Annotated in this window: 13 protein-coding genes; 6 read left to right on the top strand and 7 right to left on the bottom strand. The window is 70.6% G+C overall.

Translation table 11 applies throughout. From position 1 onward, the window contains the following. Positions 1-267: 267 nt before the first annotated feature. Both ACFZBT_RS30610 and glpK read left to right on the top strand, forming a co-directional pair. A complete protein-coding gene (locus tag ACFZBT_RS30610; RefSeq protein ID WP_391110252.1) occupies positions 268-1,062 on the top strand; it encodes an aquaporin in 795 nt (264 codons plus the stop codon). Between the two features lie 19 nt (positions 1,063-1,081). After that, a complete protein-coding gene (glpK, locus tag ACFZBT_RS30605) occupies positions 1,082-2,602 on the top strand; it encodes a glycerol kinase GlpK (RefSeq protein ID WP_391110249.1) in 1,521 nt (506 codons plus the stop codon). An 87-nt stretch (positions 2,603-2,689) separates the two neighbouring features. On the opposite strand, the gene ACFZBT_RS30600 is transcribed toward glpK, so the two are convergent. The 5 genes from ACFZBT_RS30600 to ACFZBT_RS30580 are packed head-to-tail and all read right to left on the bottom strand — an operon-like array spanning position 2,690 to position 10,810. After that, entirely contained in the window at positions 2,690-3,295 is a 606-nt protein-coding gene (locus tag ACFZBT_RS30600; RefSeq protein WP_391110247.1) for an ATP/GTP-binding protein, read from the bottom strand. Then, complete coding sequence (locus ACFZBT_RS30595) at positions 3,276-6,926, bottom strand: hydantoinase B/oxoprolinase family protein (protein ID WP_391110244.1); 3,651 nt, start codon at positions 6,924-6,926, stop codon at positions 3,276-3,278. The genes ACFZBT_RS30600 and ACFZBT_RS30595 overlap by 20 nt, the downstream gene beginning before the upstream one ends. A 24-nt stretch (positions 6,927-6,950) precedes the next feature. Continuing rightward, the gene (locus tag ACFZBT_RS30590; RefSeq protein WP_189726348.1) at positions 6,951-7,346 is read right to left on the bottom strand and encodes a DUF742 domain-containing protein; all 396 of its coding nucleotides are present in this window, start codon (positions 7,344-7,346) and stop codon (positions 6,951-6,953) included. 9 nt (positions 7,347-7,355) lie between these two features. Further along, the gene (locus tag ACFZBT_RS30585) at positions 7,356-7,790 is read right to left on the bottom strand and encodes a roadblock/LC7 domain-containing protein (protein ID WP_030247150.1); all 435 of its coding nucleotides are present in this window, start codon (positions 7,788-7,790) and stop codon (positions 7,356-7,358) included. Next, on the bottom strand, positions 7,787-10,810 hold the full coding sequence (locus tag ACFZBT_RS30580; RefSeq protein WP_391110240.1) for a nitrate- and nitrite sensing domain-containing protein: 3,024 nt from the start codon (positions 10,808-10,810) through the stop codon (positions 7,787-7,789). Before ACFZBT_RS30580 ends, ACFZBT_RS30585 begins: the two co-directional genes overlap by 4 nt. Positions 10,811-11,188: 378 nt before the next feature. On the opposite strand from ACFZBT_RS30580, the gene ACFZBT_RS30575 reads away from it, so the two are divergent. Further along, on the top strand, positions 11,189-11,794 hold the full coding sequence (locus ACFZBT_RS30575) for a hypothetical protein (RefSeq protein WP_391110237.1): 606 nt from the start codon (positions 11,189-11,191) through the stop codon (positions 11,792-11,794). Between the two features lie 78 nt (positions 11,795-11,872). Here ACFZBT_RS30575 and ACFZBT_RS30570 read toward each other — a convergent pair whose 3' ends face one another. Next, positions 11,873-13,063, bottom strand: a complete 1,191-nt coding sequence (locus ACFZBT_RS30570; RefSeq protein ID WP_391110235.1) for an FAD-dependent oxidoreductase — start codon at positions 13,061-13,063, stop codon at positions 11,873-11,875. Positions 13,064-13,220: 157 nt separating this feature from the next. Next, complete coding sequence (locus ACFZBT_RS30565; protein ID WP_184597050.1) at positions 13,221-13,544, bottom strand: bifunctional 3-phenylpropionate/cinnamic acid dioxygenase ferredoxin subunit; 324 nt, start codon at positions 13,542-13,544, stop codon at positions 13,221-13,223. Positions 13,545-13,858: 314 nt separating this feature from the next. On the opposite strand from ACFZBT_RS30565, the gene ACFZBT_RS30560 reads away from it, so the two are divergent. From ACFZBT_RS30560 to ACFZBT_RS30550, 3 genes are all read left to right on the top strand, one after another. After that, positions 13,859-14,701 (top strand): IclR family transcriptional regulator, encoded by an 843-nt coding sequence (locus tag ACFZBT_RS30560; RefSeq protein ID WP_382838864.1) that lies wholly within the window; start codon positions 13,859-13,861, stop codon positions 14,699-14,701. Positions 14,702-14,916: 215 nt separating this feature from the next. Continuing rightward, positions 14,917-16,002 (top strand): S-(hydroxymethyl)mycothiol dehydrogenase, encoded by a 1,086-nt coding sequence (locus tag ACFZBT_RS30555; protein WP_391110231.1) that lies wholly within the window; start codon positions 14,917-14,919, stop codon positions 16,000-16,002. Positions 16,003-16,076: 74 nt separating this feature from the next. Continuing rightward, positions 16,077-18,527, top strand: a complete 2,451-nt coding sequence (locus ACFZBT_RS30550) for an FAD-dependent oxidoreductase (protein ID WP_391110228.1) — start codon at positions 16,077-16,079, stop codon at positions 18,525-18,527. The last annotated feature ends 11 nt before the right edge of the window (positions 18,528-18,538 follow it).

Here is an 18,538-nt window from a genome sequence, read left to right as displayed (position 1 = left end):
ACCTTGACGCCCCTTGGGTGCCGGTGAACACTTCCGGTGTCAGTCGACATCGCCGTACATACTCGGCGTATTCCGGCACTGCGGCGCGTGGGCGCGCCTGCGCCAAGGCCCATTCCCTTACGGGCGATTCGGCTGCGACGGCACGCTCGTCACGGATGCCGGGCGGGGCACGGGATCTCCCTGCCTTCGGCTGAAGTCGCCATGGGAAACGCACCCTGCACGTGAGGACCGGGGCGGACCGTCCCGGGCCACGGCCTAGGAGCCGCCATGACTAACGGAGATATCTTCTTCGGCGAGATGATCGGTACGGCGATCCTGATCCTGTTCGGCGCCGGTGTGTGCGCCGCCGTCACCCTCAGGTTCTCGAAAGCACGGGCCTCCGGGTGGATCGTGATCGCGTTCGGCTGGGGCTTCGGCGTGCTGGCCGGCGCTTACACCGCCGCCCCCCTCTCCGGAGGGGTCATCAACCCGGCCGTCACCTTCGGTCTCGCCGTCGACACCGGCGTATGGAGCAATGTCTGGGTCTATCTGCTGGGCCAGATCACCGGCGCCATGATCGGTGCGATCCTGTGCTACCTCGTGTACTACGCCCAGTTCGCGGCCAACGTGCGGCAGACGGGAACCACCGAGGGCACCGCGGACGAACCGGTTCCGACGCTCGGTATCTTCTCCACGATCCCCGAGATCCGGAACCCGGTCGCCAACCTGGTCACCGAGATCCTCGCCACCATCGCCCTGGTGTTGCCCATCCTCGCCCTGGTCGGCCAGGACAGGCACGTGGAGGGCATCGGCATCGGCCTGATCGAGGGGGGCGGCGGCATCTACGGATCGGGCATCGCGATCCTGCTGGTGTCCCTCCTGGTCGTCGGCATCGGTCTGTCCCTGGGTGGTCCCACCGGCTACGCCATCAACCCGGCACGTGACCTCGGCCCGCGCATCATCCACGCCATCCTGCCGATCCCGAACAAGGGCACCTCCGACTGGGGCTACTCGTGGATCCCCGTAGTGGGCCCACTGATCGGCGGACTGCTCGGCGGTGTCATCTACAACGCAGCCTTCTGAACCAGCCCAAGGGGTAGCCATGACGGACAACGCAGAAAAGTACGTCGCCGCAATCGACCAGGGCACCACATCGAGCCGCTGCATCGTCTTCAACCAGGACGGCGCGATAGTCGCCGTGGACCAGCGCGAACACCGCCAGATCTTTCCCAAGCCGGGCTGGGTGGAGCACGACGCCACCGAGATCTGGTCCAAGGTGCAGGCGGTGGTGGCCGGGGCGATCGCCAAGGCCGGGCTGCGCGCCGACCAGCTGAGCGCGCTCGGGATCACCAACCAGCGCGAGACGACCCTCCTGTGGGACCGCGCGACGGGAAAGCCGGTTCACAACGCCATCGTGTGGCAGGACACGCGGACGGCGGCGCTCTGCAACCAGCTGGGCGGCACGGACGGGCAGGACCGGTTCCGCGAGCAGACGGGGCTGCCGCTGGCCACCTACTTCTCCGGGCCCAAGGCCGCCTGGCTGCTCGACAACGTGCCCGACCTGCGAGGGCGTGCCGAACGCGGTGAGATCGCCTTCGGCACGATGGACTCCTGGCTGATCTGGAACCTCACCGGCGGCACGGACGGCGGGCAGCACGTCACCGACGTGACCAACGCGGGCCGCACCATGCTGATGAACCTGGAGACCCTCCAGTGGGACTCCTCGATCTGCTCCGCGATGAACGTCCCCGAAGCGATGCTGCCCGAGATCCGGTCCTCCGCCGAGACGTACGGCACCGCCGTCGGCCAGCTCGCCGGCGTGCCCGTGGCCTCCGCGCTGGGCGACCAGCAGGCTGCCGTGTTCGGCCAGGCCTGCTACGACGTCGGCACGGCGAAGAACACCTACGGCACGGGAAGCTTCCTGCTGCTCAACACGGGCAACCGTCCGGTGCCGTCGAAGAGCGGTCTGCTGACGACGATGGGCTACAAGATCGGCAGTGAGGCGCCGGTCTACTGTCTGGAGGGGTCGATAGCGATAACGGGCGCGCTGGTCCAGTGGTTCCGCGACCAGCTCGGCATCATCCGGACCGCCGACGAGATCGAGCCTCTGGCGGCCAGCGTGGAGGACAACGGCGGCGCGTACATCGTTCCGGCGTTCTCGGGCCTGTTCGCGCCGTACTGGCGCTCCGACGCGCGGGGCGTGGTCACCGGGCTGACCCGGTACGTCACGAAGGCGCACCTCGCACGCGCGGTGCTGGAGGCGACTAGCTGGCAGACACGCGAGGTCGTCGACGCCATGTACCAGGATTCGGGAGTGCACATCACCACCCTGAAGGTCGACGGCGGCATGACGAAGAACAACCTGCTCATGCAGCACCAGGCGGATGTGCTCGATGTCCCGGTGGTGCGGCCCAAGGTCTCCGAGACGACCTGTCTGGGCGCCGCGTACGCGGCCGGTCTGGCCACCGGAGTGTGGAACGACCTGGACGAGCTCAAGGCGCACTGGCAGAAGGACGTCGAGTGGACGCCGTCGATGGAGGCGTCGGTGCGGGACCGCGAGTACCACAACTGGCGCAAGGCCGTCGAGAAGAGCTTCGGCTGGGAGGAGGACGGCGAGAGCTGACCACGCGCGCGTGGCGTCTCGTTTCCGGGCCGCGGCCCGTACCCCGGTCGGCGGGGGTGCGGGCCGCGGCGGTGGGCCCGGCCGGCGTCAGGTGGCCACCGTGTGGCGTTGGTCGGCCGCCTGGGCCATGGCGTGCTGGACGACACCGATGAGTGCCTCCTTGACCGACTCCCGGTCGCGGGCGTCGCACATCAGGAGGGGTACGCCGTCGTCGAGGTCGAGGGCCTGGCGGACGTCCTCGATCGGGTAACGCGGTGCGCCCTCGAAGCAGTTGACGCCGACGAGGAAGGGGATCGAGCGCCGTTCGAAGTAGTCGACGGCGGCGAAGCAGTCCTCCAGGCGGCGGGTGTCAGCGAGCACGACGGCACCGAGCGCGCCCTCGGAGAGTTCGTCCCACATGAACCAGAACCGCTCCTGGCCGGGCGTTCCGAAGAGGTACAGCACCAGGTCTTCGCGGAGTGTGATGCGGCCGAAGTCCATGGCGACGGTCGTGGTGTGCTTGCCTTCCACGCCGCTGGTGTCGTCGACCGGGCGACCGGCCTCGGTGAGGAGTTCCTCGGTGCGCAGCGGCCTGATCTCGCTGACCGCGCCGACCAGCGTGGTCTTGCCCACGCCGAAGCCGCCGGCCACCAGGATCTTGAGCGTGACGGGCTCGACCGGAGGCTTGCCGCGCTCAGAACGCCCGAAGATCATCGGTCTCTTCTCCTGCTTGATGGGGGTCGGGCGACGGCGGGCCATAGCCTCCGCCGCCAGGGGTTTCGATGACGAGTACATCCCCGTTGACGACGTCCGCGGAGCCGCTGCCGCCGAGTTCGGTCACGGTGCCGTCGGCGTGTTCCACCCGATTGGCACCGAGAGTACCGGGCTCACCACCCGCCATGCCGTACGGGGCGACACGGCGGTGCTGGGACAGCGTGGAGACGGTCATGGGCTCCAGGAAGCGGATGCGGCGCACAGCGCCGTCCCCGCCGCTCCACCGGCCGGCGCCCCCGCTGCCCCGCCGGACCGCGAACTCCTCGAGGCGCACGGGCAGCCGCCACTCCAGGACCTCGGGGTCGGTGAGGCGTGAGTTGGTCATGTGGGTCTGGACTACGGGTGCGCCGGGGAAGCCGTCGCCCGCGCCGGAGCCCGAGGCGACGGTCTCGTAGTACTGGTGGCGTTCGTTCCCGAAGGTCACGTTGTTCATGGTCCCGGAGCCCTCGGCCTGGACACCGAGCGCGGCGTAGAGGGCACCGGTGACGGCCTGGGAGGTCTCCACGTTGCCGGCGACGACGGCGGCCGGCGGCTCGGGGGCGAGCAGGGAGCCGGGCGGTACGACGATGCTCAGGGGGCGCAGGCATCCGTCGTTGAGGGGGATCTCGTCGGCTACGAGAGTGCGGAAGACATACAGGACAGCCGCGTTGACGACCGAGAAGGGCGCGTTGAAGTTGGTGGGCAGTTGCGCCGATGTGCCGGTGAAGTCGATGGTGGCCGCGCGGTTCTCGCGGTCCACGCGCACGCGTACCCGGATGACGGCGCCCGAGTCGGTCTCGTAGGCGTAGTCGCCGTCGTCGAGGGCGTCGATAACGCGGCGTACGGCCTCTTCGGCGTTGTCCTGGACGTGCCGCATGTAGGCCTGCACGACGTCGAGGCCGAAGTCGTCGATCATGCGGCCGACCTCGTCGACGCCCTTCCGGTTGGCGGCGATCTGGGCTCGCAGGTCGGCGAGGTTGGTCTTCGGGTTGCGGGAGGGGTACGGCGCTTCTGTAAGGAGGCGGAGGGTCTCGTCCTCGCGGAAACGCCCGTCCTCGGCGAGCAGCCAGTTGTCGAAGAGGACACCCTCCTCCTCGATGGTGCGGCTGCCGGCGGGCATGGAGCCGGGGGCGATGCCGCCGATCTCGGCGTGGTGGCCGCGTGAGGCGACGTAGAAGAGGATCTCCGGGTCACTCTCCGTGACGTCCGACGGTGCGGCGCCGAAGACCGGGGTGATCACGGTGACGTCGGGCAGATGGGTGCCGCCGTGGTACGGGTCGTTGACGGCGTAGGTGTCGCCGGGGCGCATGCGGGCGCCGCGCCGGCGGATGACCTCTTTGACGCTCGTGCCCATCGAGCCCAGGTGGACGGGGATGTGCGGGGCGTTGGCCACCAGGTTTCCGTCCGGGTCGAAGAGGGCGCAGGAGAAGTCCAGGCGCTCTTTGATGTTGACGGACTGGGCGGTGGACTCGAGACGGGCGCCCATCTGCTCGGCGATGGACATGAAGAGATTGTTGAAGACTTCAAGCAGAACCGGGTCGACTTTCGTGTCGAGGTCGGAACTCTGTGTAATCGCGGCGCGTTCCATGACCAGATGCCCGTCGTCGGTCGCCGCGGCCCGCCAGCCGTCGTCGACGACGGTCGTCGCGCCGGCTTCGGTGATGATCGCGGGGCCGGTGACGGTGTCGCCGGGGGGAAGGTCCTCACGGCGGTGGAGGGGTACGTCGTGCCAGGCGCCGCCCGTGTGGAGGCGGACGGTGCGGGGCGCTGCGGGGCTGCCGTTGTCGGTGGCCTCGTAGGGGGCGAGGGCGGAGAGATCGGGGGGTTCTGTGATGCCAGTGGCTTCGACGGAGAGGGCTTCGACCACGATCGGTCGGTCGAGCGTGAAGGAGTACGTGGCGCGATGACGTTCTTCGAAGGCTTGTCGCATCGTGTCGGGCTCGGTCAGCTCGACGGTGAGGGTGGTGTCGGTGCCGTCGTAGCGGAGCTGCGCGCGGCGGGTGATCTCGATGTGCTCCTCGGGGACGTCCTCGGCGCGGAGTTCGGCGCGCGCCGCCGCTTCCAGGTCGTCGGCGGTCTTGCGGACGCCTGGCATGGAGGCGGGTTCCAGGGGTGTTTCGACGGACTGTTCGCGCATGGCCGTGGTGTCGGCGAGACCGATGCCGAGTGCGGAGAGGACACCGGCCATGGGTGGCACGAGAACGGTGCGGATGCCGAGGGAGTCGGCGACCATGCAGGCGTGCTGGCCGCCGGCGCCGCCGAACGTGGTGAGGGCGTAGCGGGTGACGTCGTGGCCCTTCTGGACGGAGATCCGCTTCACGGCCGACGCGATGTTCGCGACGGCGATCTGCAGGTACCCCTCGGCGACCTGTTCGGGGGTGCGGTCGTCGCCGGTCTGATCGCGGATCTCGCGCGCGAGGGCGGTGAAGCGGTCCCGGACGAGGGCTTCGTCGAGGGGCTCGTCACCGTTCGCGCCGAACACCTTCGGGAAGTGGGCGGGCTGGATGCGGCCGAGAAAGACATTGGCGTCGGTGACGGCGAGGGGGCCACCGCCCCGGTAGCAGGCCGGCCCGGGGTCCGCGCCCGCCGAGTCCGGCCCTACGCGGTAGCGGGAGCCGTCGAAGTGCAGGACGGAGCCCCCGCCGGCCGCCACGGTGTGGATGTCCAGCATGGGGGCGCGCAGCCGGACACCAGCGATCTGGCTGGTGAAGACGCGTTCGTACTCGCCCGCGAAGTGGGAGACGTCGGTGGAGGTGCCGCCCATGTCGAAACCGATGACGCGGTCGAAGCCGGCCAGCTGCGACATGCGGGCCATGCCGACGATGCCACCGGCAGGCCCGGACAGGATGGCGTCCTTGCCGCGGAACTGACCGGCCTCGGTGAGACCGCCGTTGGACTGCATGAACATCAGCCGTACGCCCTCGAGTTCGTCGGCGACGTGGCGGACGTAGCGGCGCAGCACGGGCGAGAGGTAGGCGTCGACGACGGCGGTGTCCCCGCGGGGGACGAGCTTCATCAGAGGGCTGGCCTCGCTGGAGAGCGAGATCTGCGGGAAGCCGACGCGGGTGGCGAGTTCGCCGACGGCCTGCTCGTGGGCGGGGTGGAGGTGGCTGTGCATGCAGACCACGGCCACGGCCCGGATCCCGTCGTCGTACGCCTCCTGGAGGGGCCCGGCGAGGGCGTCGAGGCCGGGCGCGCGCAGGACGGTGCCGTCGGGGGCGATGCGCTCGTCGACCTCGACGACTCGTTCGTACAGCAGCTCGGGCAGTTCGATGCGGCGGGCGAAGATGCTCGGGCGGTTCTGGTAGGCGATGCGCAGGGCGTCGCGGAAGCCGCGGGTGGTGACCAGCAGGGTGCGCTCGCCCTTGCGCTCCAGGAGGGCGTTGGTGGCGACTGTGGTCCCCATGCGCACGGTCTCGACGGGGTCGCCCGAGTCGGCCAGCAGGGTGCGGACGCCCTCGACCGCCGCGTCGGCGTAGCGGGCCGGGTTCTCCGACAAGAGCTTGTGCGTGACCAGCCGGCCGTCCGGGCGTCGCGCGACGACGTCGGTGAAGGTGCCGCCTCGGTCGACCCAGAACTGCCAGCCTGTCACGTCAGTACCCCGCTTCCGCGCTGCTCACAGCGCCCGGAGGCCGTTGATCACGTCGCGCAGAATACTCTCGTCCGGCAGTTCGGCAGGGGGTACGGGCCGGTTCACATGGACGAATTCCGAGTCCACGAGATCTCCGACAAGGACCCGTACCACCCCGATCGGCAGGTCGAGTTCCGCTGCGAGTTCGGCGACCGACTGCGGGACGTCACGGCACAGCTCGACGATGTCCACATGCTCCGGCGAGAGCATGTGGTCGGCTTCCGGGTCGTCCGCGTGCGGTTCCGTGACCACGACCGCGATCAGGTCCAGGCGGTGCTGGCCCTGGCTGCTGGTGCGGCCGCGTGTCATGGCGTACGGACGGACGACCGGTCCGGCTTCGTCGTCGAACCAGTGGCTTCTTCCCTGACCGTCAGCGCTCATGTCATCCCACTACCCGCCTGCGGGCAGATCGGTGCGCGGAGCGGCACCCAGATGCACACCGACCCGCTTCACGAGGAGCGTCATCTCGTACGCGACCTGGCCGACGTCCGAGTCGGCGTCCGAGAGGACGGCGAGGCAGCTGCCGTCACCGGCGGCGGTCACGAAGAGGAAGGCGTCGTCGAGCTCGACGACGGTCTGACGGACGTTGCCGGCCTCGAAGTGGCGTCCCACACCCTTGGCGAGGCTGTGGAACCCGGAGGCGACGGCAGCCAGGTGCTCGCTGTCCTCCCTGGTCAGGTCCCTGGACACGCCCGTCGGCAATCCGTCGCCGGAGAGCACGAGGGCCTTGCGGATGCTCGCGACGCGGTCCACCAGGTCGTCGAGGAGCCAGTTCAGCTCCCCCTTGATGGTCGCGGTGTGGCCGGTCGCCTTCGGTGCGGTCATCGACCGTCCCCCTCTGTCGTTCCTTGTCGTGCTGCGCCGCTGTGGGCGGCGTCGCCCGCGGCGTTCTCGTCACGGCCGCGCTGCCAGCCGCGCTGGAGCGAGGCCATGCGGCTGCGTACTTCCTCGGCGTCGCGTTCGACGGTCTCGGTCTTCTCCTCCGTACGCGGCTCGGTCCCCCGCTTCAGCTGCGGAGCCAGGTTGGCCTGCCGAACGCGCCGGGGCAGCGGCGTGGTGCCGGAGCCGGTGTCGTTGCGCGCGGGCCCGCCGGTGTTCTCCGGCGCGGGCCCGGAGCGGCGGTCCGGTGTCTCCGGGCCGCTGGATGCGATCTCCGAGCGACGGGTGCGCTTGGGCAGGGCGGGCGGTTCCGACCCGTCGCCGACGGCGCTGCCGGGCGTGGCCGGGGATTCGGTGCGGTCAGCACTGCGGCCGACCGTGCCGATGGCCGGGCGAGCCGATTCCGTCCCCCGGCGACGGGCGGGCAGTGGCGGCGGAGCGTCGGCCTGCGTCTCGCCTCTCCCGGTGCCGGTCGAGGAGTCCTCGGTGCGGCGCCGGACCGGAAGGGCATGCTCCGGCCCGGACCCGCCCGTGGCCCGGCCGCTCGCGGGCTCCTCGCCCCTCCGACGCGAGGGGAGCGAGGATGCGGCCCCCGATTCCGCTCGGCCGGTGGCCGAGGTGGGGTCTTCGTCGGACTTCCCCCGACGGGAGCGCTGCTCGGTGACCGGGCGTCCGTGCGAGCTGACCAGCTTGGGGGTGTGGCGGCGGGGCGGGACGGCCGGAGAGTCGAGCTCGTCGTCGGCGCCGGTCCGGTCCCGTCCGCCGCGGGCCTCGCTCTGCCGCTGCGGACCGGGGTGGCCGATTGTCTCGTCCTGGGCGCGGGTGAGGGAGGGGCGGGAGCGGAACAGGGCGCCGTGCTCGCCCTTCTCGTCCTCGAGAGAGCCGGGGAACCCGCTGATGGCGTCCAGATCCACTGGGGCCTCGAGCTCGACCGGGCCGTCCAGGAGGGAGGCGGGCAGGCCGGGACGCTGTGCGGGCGCCTGGGACAGGGCGGAGCGGCGGCTGTCCTGGGGCTCGCTCTCGTTGGCCAGCTGGGGGCGGTCGAGGCGGAACCCGATGCCGTTCGTGTCCGGGATGTCATCCGTCAGCAGCGCGTCGGGGATGAAGACCACGGCGGTCGTTCCTCCGTACGGCGAGGGCTGCAGGGAGACCCGGACGTTCTGTCGCTGGGCGAGCCGGCTGACCACGAACAGACCGAGCCGGTCGGTGTCGGACAGTTCGAACTCCGGTGTCTCGGCGAGCCGGAGGTTGGCGTCCAGGAGCGCTTCGGCGGCCATTCCGAGGCCGCGGTCGTGGATCTCCAGGGTGAAGCCGTTCGCGACCCGCTCGCCCAGGACTTGGACGGCGGTGTGCGGCGGCGAGAAGACCGTGGCGTTCTCCAGGAGCTCGGCCACGAGATGGGTGAGGTCGGCGACGGCCGGGCCGGTGACGGCGATACGCGGAAGGCGGCGGACCTCGATGCGTTCGTAGTCCTCGACCTCGGCGACGGCGGCGCGTACGACGTCCATGAGCTGGACGGGCTTGCGCCACTGGCGGGAGGGGGCGGCGCCGGAGAGGATCACGAGGCCCTCGGCGTGCCGGCGCATGCGGGTGGTCAGGTGATCGAGGCGGAACAGGTCGGCGAGTTCCTCGGTGTCCTCGGTCCTGCGCTCCATGGCGTCGAGCAGGGTGAGCTGCCGGTGGAGCAGGACCTGACTGCGGCGCGCGAGGTTGACGAAGACCTCGGAGACGCCGGCGCGCAGCTCGGCCTGTTTGACGGCGGCTTCCACGGCGGCGCGCTGCAGCGTGTTGAGCGCCTGGCCGACCTCGCCCATCTCGTTCTTGTCGTACTCCAGGTGCGGGACCTCGGTCTCGACGTCGACCTGTTCGCCCGCGGAGAGCCGGCGCATCACACTGGGCAGTCGCACTCCGGACGCCTCGTGGGCCTCCAGACGCAGCTGCCGCAGATCGCGGACGAGGGTGCGGCCGACGCGTACGGACAGGAAGAGGGAGACCAGGAGCGCGAGCAGGCCGAGCACGCCGGCGATGACCGCCTTGGCGATGACGCCCATGGCCACCGGGTCGACGCGGTCCTGGTAGCGGTCGTTGGCCTGGTCGTTGAGGGTGCCGAGCTCGTCGAGCACATTGCCGGCGGCGCTGTCCCAGCTCTTCGCGGAGACACCGCGGGGAGCTCCGGTCCCGGAGGAGACGGCAGCTTCCTCGGCCACGCGCAGCGGAGCGGAGGAGGCGTTCTTCCAGAAGCTCTCGTAGCGGTCGCGTTCCGCGACGGGCAGCAGCGGAAGGTTGGCGTCGTACATCAGGGTGCGCTGGGCCACGAGGTCGGAGATGTCGCGCTCTTCGGAGTGGGAGATCTCGCCGACGATCAGGGCGGAACCGAGGAGGGCGTCCTCACGGGAGAGGAGTTCGCGGGCGCGGGCGAGATTGACCAGTGCGCGGTACTGCTTGTCCAGTTCGACGTTGTCGACCACGTGCAGGTTGGCCAGGAGGACGTAGCACGGGTCGACGAGGCGGTTGTAGAGGTCGAGGGCCTGAGTACGGTTGACCGTGCCGTCCTCGACACTGCTGCGCAGCGACTCGATGCCTTCGAAGGCGTCCAGCACCGCGGTCAGCCGCTCGTCGGTGTCCTCGCCCATCGCGTCGCGCACATCCGGATTCCGGGCGTTCTCGCGGATGCCGCCGACCGCCTTGTCGGTGGCGGTCCGGCTGCGCCGGAGCGCCGCGAGCCCGTCGGAGGCGCGGGGGTCGGCGAGGTAGACGAGGGTCTGGCGGCGTTCCTCCTGGAGGACGCGGACGGTGTCCTCCATGGGGTAGCCGATCTTCTCCACCACGGACGACACGTTGAACAGGTCGGCCGCCTCACGCCCCGTGAGCACCGTGGCGAAGGCCCAGATCGCACTCAGGGACACCAGCGGCACGAGGAGCAGCGCCACGATCTTCCGGCGGATGGACTTCCCGCGAAAGCGCATGGCCTCCCCCAGCTCGGGCCCCCGGCCAACCGGGGGTACACATGTGCGTCAACAAACGGCGCGAGCCTACTACCGACCCACAGGGAACTCGAAGACCGGTCCGGAAGGTGAACTTCCGCGCCAGCCACGAGGCATGGTGAGTTGTCCGGGCATTACGGGAGTTGTCTCCCCCGAACCGGGTGCGGCCGTGCGGGCCGATCGCCGTGACCCGCCAGGGCGGTTGGCTGAATTTTTTCGGTTCCTGGGAATCTTCTTGGTGGGTCGTTCGTCCTTCTCTACGGGAGTTGGGGGCGGAATCGGCCACAGGAGCCGCATCCCGCACCTGGGCGGCGTAAGACAGCGCAAGCCGGGCAGCCACTGGGGAGCACGGGTCTTCGGATGCGAGCGAGCGGTCTGCTGGCGGTGGGGAGTGACACGTTGATGGGCACGGCGGAGCGGCGCGAGACGCCCAGGGCTGGTGGGGCGCATGTGCCGGGGCAGCGGAATCGCGAGGCGGCTGATCGCGGTATTGCGGCCGAGGAGGTGGGGACCAGGGCTCGCGAAAGAGAGACCCTGGCTCAGGAGGGGGGCCACGGCGTACGCGAACAGCAGTACAACCGGCCCCTGTGGGTCGAGGAGCCGGCGCGGCGGCGGCGGTTGCCGGACCCGGTACGGACGGCGGCCGTGCGAGCGGTGCTCCTCATAGCCCTGACACTGATCCAGGCGATGGTGGCCTTCCTGTGCACGATGGCCGGGTCCTGGCTGGCGTTCCCCATGGTGATCAGCAGCGTGGTCAGCACGATCGCGGCGACCTGGGGAGCCCTGGATGTGTGGGTGACGCGTCAGGTCTGGAACCAGCGCAACGGCGTGGTCTCCATGCCGAGCAGCACGGCACGGGCCCTGCGCCGTGAGCGGCGCCGGGCTCGACGGCAGGCACGCGCAGCCGTACGGGCCCAGGAGCGGATACGCCGGCGGGGCGGGGCCGGGCAGTTGTCCCACTCGTGAGGATGGCGGCCGGGGCTTCCTGCGCTGTGTCCGAACCGTGGAACGGACGCTTCGGCCGAGGCCCCATGCCGGTCCTCCTCACCTGGCGGCGGACCGCGCCCGCTCCTCTCCCGCGTCCCGCGCGAGTTCGCGTCGCGCCCGCATGAACGGGCGGGGGCGGTCCACGGCGAGCACCGCGGTCGTCCGGCCGTCCCGCTCGTACCGGGCGAGGAAGCCGCCCTCGGCCGGTGCGCCGTCGGAGAGCTCGCCCTCGGTGACGCGGACGGTGTCGCCGTCCGTCCGCCGGCCGGCGAACTGGATGCGGGCGCCGTACTGGTCGGACCAGAAGTAGGGCAGGGCGGTCGCGGTCTCGACGGTTCGTCCGGCGAGCAGGTTGGTCACGGCGGATCTGGGTTGCTGGGTGGCCGATGTCCAGTGCTCGGCGCGGGTGCCTCCGACGCAGGCGACATCGCCGACGGCGACCACTTGGGGCAGGGCCGTCGCACAGCCGTCGTCGCACAGGACGCCGTCGTGCAGGGGCAGGGCCGAACCGACCAGCCAGGCGGTGTTGGGGGTGGCGCCGATTCCGACGATCACGATGTCGGCGGGGAGCGTGCGACCGTCGGTGAGGTCCACGCCGGTGACGGTGGTGGCGCCCCGCAGTCCGGTCACTCCGGTGCCGGTGACCAGGTCCACCCCGCCGCGTTGGTGCAGCGCGGCGCACACGGCGGCCATCTCGGCGCCGAGTTGGGGCACCAGAGGGAGTGGGGCGGCCTCGACGACGGTGACGGAGTGGCCGAGGGAGGAGCAGGAGGACGCGGTCTCGGCGCCGATGAAGCCGCCGCCGATGACGACGACGCGGCACGGGCCACGGGTGAGTTCCTCGCGCAGGGCACGGGCGTCGTCGAGGGTGCGCAGCGTGTGTACGCCGGGAAGGGTGTCGCCGGGAAGGCGGCGGGCCGAGGCGCCCGTGGCGATGACGACACCGTCGGTGGACACGGTGCGCCCACCGTCGAGCAGTACGGTGCGGCCGCGGGCGTCGAGGGCCCGGGCGCGGACTCCGAGGATCCACTCGGCGCCGAGTTCGGTGGTCTCCTCGGTGTCGGTGAGGGCGAGTTGGGTCTCGTCGGCTCGGCCGGTGAGGAAATCCTTGGAGAGGGGAGGCCGGTCGTAGGGGTGGTGAGGTTCGTCGCCGACGATCACCAGACGCCCGTCGTAGCCCTGGGCACGCAGTTCCCGGGCCGCGTAGAGGCCGGAGAGGGAGGCGCCGACGATGGTCACGGTTCGCATGCGGCATGCCTCCTCGCGGCGACCCACGCGCTCGCCGCACCGGTCGCGCTACGACTGGTCACGACATCCGCCCTGCCGGCTCCGCCGGTGGTGACGGGCGCACTCCGGTCTGTCTGCGGGCGGACCGCACCGCTCACGCCGCCCTCGGGTTTCGTGTTCACGCTGCCGTCCCCTCCTCCGCTGCGAGGTGGACGTGGATGAGGCCGTCCTCGACGGTGACGCTGTGGGTGCGGACGGCCCGGCGGGCCGGGAGGCAGGTCGGGCGGCCCGTGCGCAGGTCGAACGAGGCGGCGTGCAGCGGGCATTCGACCAGACAGCCCTCGAGCCAGCCCTCCGAGAGGGAGGCGTCCTGGTGGGTGCAGGTGTCGTCGATGGCGTAGAGGTCACCGTCGTCGGTGTGGAACACGGCGACGGGCGGTGTCGTCTCGATGCGGACGGATTCGCCCTTGGGGAGGTCTTCGAGGCGGCAGACGGGAATCACGGGCCCCCCTTTCGGTCCGGGACGTGGCCGGACCGTTCGGCCAGACTGTAGGCAATTCATGGAGTGCCACGGGCCAGGGCGGGTCCGGGCACGGAGAGGTGTTGGTGCTCGTCGTCCGGTCGCGTCGTCAGGACCGAAGTCCCTCTGCTGGGAACTCGTCCCCTTCCGAGATCCGGACGCTTCGGTAACATGATGTTTCACATGGCGCATCGGAAAGCGCTATACGCAACAGAATCCGGGCGGGGCGACCGTCGCGTCAAGGGTTTCCCGAAGATGCGGCCCAAACAGGGCCGACAGGTGGTGAGAGTTCAGCCATGACCCGCACGCAGAAGCGGTCCGACCGCGATGAGAACCCGCCGGAGAACCCCTCGGAGAGCACGGCGAAGCCGGGGGGCAGAGGCGCCGCGAGTGCCGTGCAGTCGGTGGATCGCGCCGTGAGCGTCCTGGAGATCCTCGCCCGGCACGGCGAGGCGGGCGTCACCGAGATCGCCGACGAGCTGGACGTGCACAAGTCCACGGCGTTCCGGCTCCTCGGCGTCCTGGAGAACCGCGGCCTGGTGGCCCAGGCGAAGGACCGCGGCAAGTACTACCTGGGCGCCGGCGTACTGCGCCTCGCGGGGGCGGCGGCAGTGCGGCTGGACGTCTCGCAGGAGGGCGTCCCGGTGTGCCGGGAACTCGCCGACGAGCTGGGCGAGACGGTCAACATCGCGGTCCTGGACGACGACGCGGCGGTCAACATCATGCAGGCCCGCGGCACCGCCTCCGTCACCGCGCAGAACTGGCTCGGCCGCCGCACCCCGCTGCACGCCACGTCCAGCGGCAAGGTGCTGTTCGCCCACATGCCGCCGACCCTGCGCGAAGGCCTGCTGGCGCGCCCGCTGCACCGCTTCACGGAGCGCACGGTCACGGTCGCGTCCATGCTGCGCGGCGAGCTGGACACCGTCGTGCAGCAGGGCTACGCGATCACGGTCGAGGAGCTGGAGATCGGTCTCGCGGCCGCGGCGTCGCCCATCCGCTCGCACGACGGCAAGGTCATCGCGTCGCTCAGCGTCTCGGGGCCGGTGTACCGGCTGAGCCAGGAGCGGCTGCCGGAGCTGGCGAAGCGCACGGAGGCGGCGGCGGCCGAACTGTCCCGCCGTATGGGATACGGCTTCTGACGTAGCCCGGGCCGGTCGGCCGGCGGTAGGACGGACAGCGCGGGACCAGGTGAGATCGCTGGTCCCGCGCTGTTGTGTGTCCGGTGTGTTTCGCCCGTCCCGTTCCGTTTTCCAAGGCTTGACTCGTACCTCTTGACGGCTCGTTGATGCGATTCCCACTATGTTCCCCATCGCGCAACCCATCGTGCATTGCGCAACAGCAGAGGAGCGTGGTCGTGCCACACGAGGTCCGTGCCGCAGTCGCTGTCAAGAAGGGCGCACCCGTCGAGGTGCAGACGATCGTGGTTCCCGATCCCGGCCCCGGAGAGGTTCTGGTCACCGTCCAGGCCTGCGGGGTGTGCCACACGGATCTGCACTACCGGGAGGGTGCGATCGCGGACGACTTCCCGTTCTTGCTGGGCCATGAGGCGGCCGGCACGATCGAGGCGGTCGGCGAGGGCGTCACCGACCTCAAACCCGGTGACTACGTGGTGCTGGCCTGGCGCGCTCCCTGCGGCCGTTGCCGTTCCTGTCGCCGTGGCCGCCCCTGGTACTGCTTCGACTCCCGCAACGCCGCCCAGCCGATGACCCTGCTGGACGGCACACCCCTCACCAACGCCCTCGGGATCGGTGCCTTCGCCGAGAAGACGCTGGTCGCGGCGGGCCAGGCGGTGAAGATCGACCCGGCCGCGCGCCCGGAGGCGGCGGGGCTCATCGGCTGCGGGGTGATGGCGGGCTACGGCGCCGCGGTCAACACCGGCCAGGTCGGCCGGGGCGACTCGGTCGCCGTGATCGGCTGCGGCGGCGTCGGCAACGCCGCGATCGCGGGCGCCTGCCTCAACGGCGCCATGAAGGTCATCGCGGTGGACATCGACGACAGGAAGCTCGACCGTGCGGAGAAGTTCGGCGCCACGCACACCGTCAACTCCCGGGGCACCGACCCGGTCGAGGCGGTGCGCGAACTCACCGACGGCTTCGGTGTCGACATAGCGATCGACGCGGTGGGCCGCCCCGAGACGTTCACGCAGGCCTTCTACATGCGGGACCACGCGGGCCTGCTGGTCCAGGTCGGCGTGCCCTCCCCCGAGATGAAGGTCGAACTGCCGCTGATCGACGTGTTCTCGCGGGGCGGTGCGATCAAGTCGTCCTGGTACGGCGACTGTCTGCCGAGCCGCGACTTCCCGTTTCTCGTCGACCAGTACCTGTACGGGCTGCTGGACCTGAACGCCTTCGTCAGCGAGACCATCGCGCTGGATCAGGTGGAGGAGGCGTTCGCGAGGATGCACCGGGGCGAGGTGCTGCGCTCAGTGGTGGTCCTGTGAGCGCCGCGTAGCCCCGGCACCCCACTCTCCCAGCGCGTTCATCCACCCCGGCAAGGCCAAGGACAAGGAGGGGCATGCCCAGCACACCCGAAACACCCCGAGTGGTCGTCATCGGCGCCGGCATCGTCGGCTGTTCCCTCGCCGACGAGCTGACCTCCCGCGGCTGGACCGACGTCACCGTCCTCGAACAGGGACCCCTGCCCGCCCCGGGCGGCTCCACCTCGCACGCACCCGGCCTCGTCTTCCAGACCAGCCCCTCGAAGACCCTCACCGCCCTCGCCCGGTACACGGTCGAGAAGTTCACCTCGCTCGACGTCGACGGCGCCTCCTGCTTCAACCAGGTCGGCGGCCTGGAGCTGGCCACCACCCCCGAGCGCCTCGCCGAGCTGCACCGCCGGGCCGGCTACGCGGCCTCCTGGGGCGTGCGCGGCGAGATCGTCGGTGCCGCGCGCTGCAAGGAACTCTGGCCGCTGATCGACGAGTCGATGGTCCTCGGCGGCTTCCACACGCCGGACGACGGCCTGGCCCGCGCCCTGCTCGCCGGCCGCGCGCAGATGGCGCGGGCCACCGAGCGGGGCGCCCGCTTCCTGGACCGGCACACGGTCACCGGCATCGAGCGGCAGAACGGCAGGGTCACCGGAGTCGTCACCGACCGGGGCACCTTCCCGGCCGACCACGTCGTCTCGGCGGCCGGCTTCTGGGGCCCGGTCGTCGGCCGCATGGCCGGGGTCGACGTCCCCCTGCAGCCACTCGCCCACCAGTACGCCAGGACCAAACCGCTCCCCGAGCTGGACGGTGCCACCGTGGAGGCATCGAAGCCGATCCTCCGCTTCCAGGACCGCGACCTCTACTTCCGTGAACACACCGACCGGATCGGCATCGGCTCCTATGCCCACCGGCCCCTGCCCGTCGACCCCTTCGCGGTCCTGCCGTACGACGAGGCCCGTGCCCGGCACATGGACATGCCGTCCTCCTATCCCTTCACGGAGGAGGACTGGGCCCCCAGCTGGGCCGACTGCCGCCGCCTCATTCCCGCCCTGCGCGACACCGAGATCGAGGCCGGCTTCAACGGCGTGTTCTCCTTCACCCCGGACGGCATGCCGGTCCTCGGCGAGTCCCGGACGCTGCGCGGCTTCTGGCTGGCCGAGGCCGTCTGGGTCACGCACTCGGCCGGTGTCGCCAAGGCCGTCGCCGAGTGGATGGTGGACGGGCGGCCGTCGATCGACCTGCACGAGTGCGACCTCACGCGCTTCGAGGAGGCGCAGCGTTCCCCGTCCTACGTCCGTGACAGAGGTTCACAGCAGTTCGTCGAGGTGTACGACGTCATCCATCCGCTCCAGCCGATGGAACGGCCCCGCCCCCTGCGGGTCAGCCCCTTCCACGCCCGGCAGCAGCAGCTCGGCGCGTACTTCCTGGAGGGCGGCGGCTGGGAGCGTCCGCACTGGTACGACGCGAACGCACCGCTGGTGGACACCCTCGGGTCCCTCCCCGAGCGCGATGCCTGGTCGGCCCGCCACTGGTCGCCCATCGCGGCGGCCGAGGCCAGGGCGACGCGTGAGGGGGTCGCCCTCTACGACATGACTCCCCTGCGCCGCCTCGAGGTCACCGGCCCCGGAGCGCTCGACTTCCTGAACCGTATGACCAGCAACAACCTCCGCAAGAAGCCCGGCGCGGTCACGTACACCCTCCTCCTCGACGAGACGGGCGGCATCCGCTCCGACCTGACCGTGGCGCGTCTCGCACCCGACCGCTTCCAGGTCGGCGCCAACTCCCCCGCCGACCTGGACCTGCTGCTGCGCCAGGCACCCGCGGACGTCCACATCCGGGACAGCACCTCCGGTACGTGCTGCGTCGGTGTCTGGGGCCCGCTCGCCCGTGATCTCGTCCAGCCGCTCACCCCCGACGACTTCTCGCACGAGGCCTTCGGCTATTTCCGCGCGAAGGAGACCTACATCGGCCATGTCCCGGTGACCGCCATGCGGCTGAGTTACGTGGGCGAGCTCGGCTGGGAGCTGTACACCACCGCCGACCTGGGGCTCCGGCTCTGGGACACGCTGTGGGAGGCCGGCCGGGACCTCGGCGTGGTCGCGGCGGGCCGCTCGGCCTTCAACTCCCTGCGGCTGGAGAAGGGCTACCGGGCCTGGGGCGTCGACATGACCGATGAGCACGATCCGTTCGAGGCGGGCGTCGGGTTCGCGGTCCGTATGGACAAGGAGGACTTCGTCGGCAAAGCCGCGCTCACGAGGAAGGCCCAGGCCACCCGCCGCCTCACCCCCCTCCTCCTCGACGACCCCGCCGCCGTCGTCCTCGGCAAGGAGCCCGTGTACGTCGACGGTGCCCCCGCCGGCTACGTCACCAGCGCGTCGTACGGCTACACCCTCGGCCGCTGCGTCGCGTACGCCTGGCTGCCGGCCCCGCTCGCCACGGGCACGGGCGTGCACATCGAGTACCTCGGCGAGAAGGTCCCGGCCACGGTCGCCGACGAGCCGCTGTTCGACCCGAAGATGACCCGTATTCGCCGGTAGGAGGCGTTTCC

This window comes from Streptomyces sp. NPDC008137 (assembly GCF_042957035.1).
Lineage (GTDB): Bacteria > Actinomycetota > Actinomycetes > Streptomycetales > Streptomycetaceae > Streptomyces.
The sequence above is the reverse complement of the archived record's forward strand: the minus strand, read 5'-3'. Positions and strand labels throughout refer to the sequence as shown.